The organism is Pseudooceanicola nitratireducens, assembly GCF_900109195.1.
Lineage (GTDB): Bacteria > Pseudomonadota > Alphaproteobacteria > Rhodobacterales > Rhodobacteraceae > Pseudooceanicola > Pseudooceanicola nitratireducens.
Genome location: NZ_FNZG01000028.1, coordinates 1 through 2256, shown reverse-complemented (window position 1 = coordinate 2256; position 2256 = coordinate 1). Strand labels below are relative to the sequence as shown.

The window sequence follows — 2256 nt, the reverse complement described above, 5'->3', positions numbered from 1 at the left end:
CTCGACAGCCTCGAGACCGAGGCTCTGATCGCCCGCAGCCGCTACGACGATCTGCGCAGTCAGGGACTGGGTCACTGACCCAGACACCCCTGCGGGTCTTCGGATCCGCAGGGGTCTGACACTGATCCTTACCAACATTGTGACGCCCCAAACGGGCGTGACACGCGCCATCCCGCGCGGGCCGTTTTCGTGTTTCTGGCGCCCGATCCGTGACCGGCTCGGGCGCTCGGTTTGCCTGACATCGCGTGCTGCTCCAGCGCAAGTTTCAGCAGATTTATTCGACCAGATTGTCGCGCATCGATGAGGACGGCACCGCTCCATGTCGCGCTGCCCAGCGGTCTTGAGTGCACCTCATCGCAAGCAAAAAAACACATCATGCAAAACGTAATATTGCGCAATGTGATGTATTGAAGTATAAGCAAAAGAGAGAAGGAAGACGTTGGCAGGATATGGCCAATGTTTGCACATTTTGTCCGAGGGGTCTGTGATGGGCGTTTCCCGCAAAGCTGAATGCTCCGCCGCACGCGAACGCGATTGCGAGCAATCGCTGCCTCGCGCGCGTTTGCGCATGCATCTTTTCCCTGGAAGCGGGAGAACGTCCTAGTGCCGAGGCCAGCGAAAAACCTGAAGCTTGAGCAGCGCATCGAAGTGGCAAAGCGCTTCGCGGCGGGCGAGAGCGCCAAGGACCTGGCGGCGGCGTTCGGCATCTCCCCGCGCCACGTGAACCGGCTCGCGAAAGAGGAGGCGGGCGAGGGCATCGCGGTGCGCGATCCAAGCGAGACGGTGGCCTTCCGGGCGAGCCGATCCGAGCTGGACGCCTTCGATGCGGAGTGGCGCGAACGGGGCTTTGCCAACCGATCACAGGCGCTCAATGCGGTGCTGCGTGGACGGTGCGGGTTCCTTGATATACCCCGTGATCTGGTCTCGGAATTCTGCGCCGCATGGCGTCAGGCGAAGGATATGAGCGACGCCGGACTGGTGCTCGCCAAGGCGGTCCATCGCGGTCGGCTGGAGGTCTCGGAGGCAGACCGCGCGGTGCTGATCGAACTGCTCGATCTGGCGCAGTCGATGAGTCGTGAGATGGGCCAGATGAAGGATGCGGCGCAGGCGCTGCGTCATCAGGAATGGCCGCAAAAGGAAGAAGGGCAGGAGGCGGAGAACGAGATCCTGGAGGATGACCCGCGCGCGATCGAGCGCGGATTGAGGCTCGTCAGGAATGGCTGATCCGCTCGCCCTCTACACCTCGGTCATGGGGCGGCTCTGGGAGGATGAGCGCATCCGGGGCCAGGCCGCGGCGCGGATCGACGCGCGGTTGGCGGGGCGTCGGCAGGGGCGGAGTTTCGCGCGCGTTGGAACCATGTCGGCGCGCAACGCGCTGAAAGTAGCCTCGGGTCAGAGCCGAGCGGCGGTGTTCAAACGGATCCGGGCAGGGGGCTGCAAGACGCGTGCTTCGCTTGGGGCGCAGATCTCCTACATCAATGACAAGGCGGTCTACACCTATTCGACGATGACCAACGCGCTGACCGATGCGGCGGTGCTGTCTGAGGAACAGAAAGAGGACATCGTCGAGGACTGGGCCGGGACCTGGCGCGGCTCGACCAAGCTCGGGTTCACCTCGCACATGCTGCTGTCCTTCCCGACCGACGTGACGGTCGATCAGGTTCGCGACATCGCGATAGACTGGACCGAGCATTTCTTCGAGAGCGGCGAATACGGCGACCAATGGGACTATGTCCTCGCGGTTCATGACGACCGGGCGCACAAGCACGCGCATATCATCCTGAACAATCGCGGCGTCGAGAAGGGCACCTGGTTTTCGTGTTGGGCCGAGGGCGTGATGTCGCCGCAGCTCATGCGCGAGAAGCAGGCTGAAATTGCGGAACGCTATGGCGTGATGCTTGATGCCACCACGCGGCTCGAGCGCGGCATTTTCGAGAAGCCCGCCGGGATCGAGGAGATCTACCGCGCCAAGGAAGAGGCTCGCCTGCCGCGCGAGATCGTCATGACGGCCCAGGAAACTGCCATCGCGCAGGCGCAGGTGGTGGGCTTCGCCAAGGACTACAAGAACCTCGCGGATCTGCTGGACCGGATGGACCAGCGCCACATGGCGCGCGCCGTGCGCGGCATGGCGGACGGACTGGGCTCGGGCACGCCGTGGAACTTCACCGAAGGAGAGATAGACATGAAGGACATCAAGACCGTCGGTGATGCGATCGACTATTCCGAGCGCACGATCGAGGCGCTGAGGCTCAAGGC

General features: G+C 63.1%; 2 protein-coding genes. Both read left to right on the top strand.

Annotation, left to right across the window (positions count from 1 at the left end; all coding sequences use genetic code 11):
• Nucleotides 1-603: 603 nt before the first annotated feature.
• The gene (locus tag BMX99_RS19400; protein WP_008335612.1) at nt 604-1224 is read left to right on the top strand and encodes a helix-turn-helix domain-containing protein; all 621 of its coding nucleotides are present in this window, start codon (nt 604-606) and stop codon (nt 1222-1224) included.
• Nucleotides 1217-2256, top strand: a 1040-nt coding sequence (locus BMX99_RS19395; protein ID WP_175480282.1) for a relaxase/mobilization nuclease domain-containing protein, incomplete at its 3' end; no start/stop codon positions are given. The genes BMX99_RS19400 and BMX99_RS19395, both read left to right, overlap by 8 nt.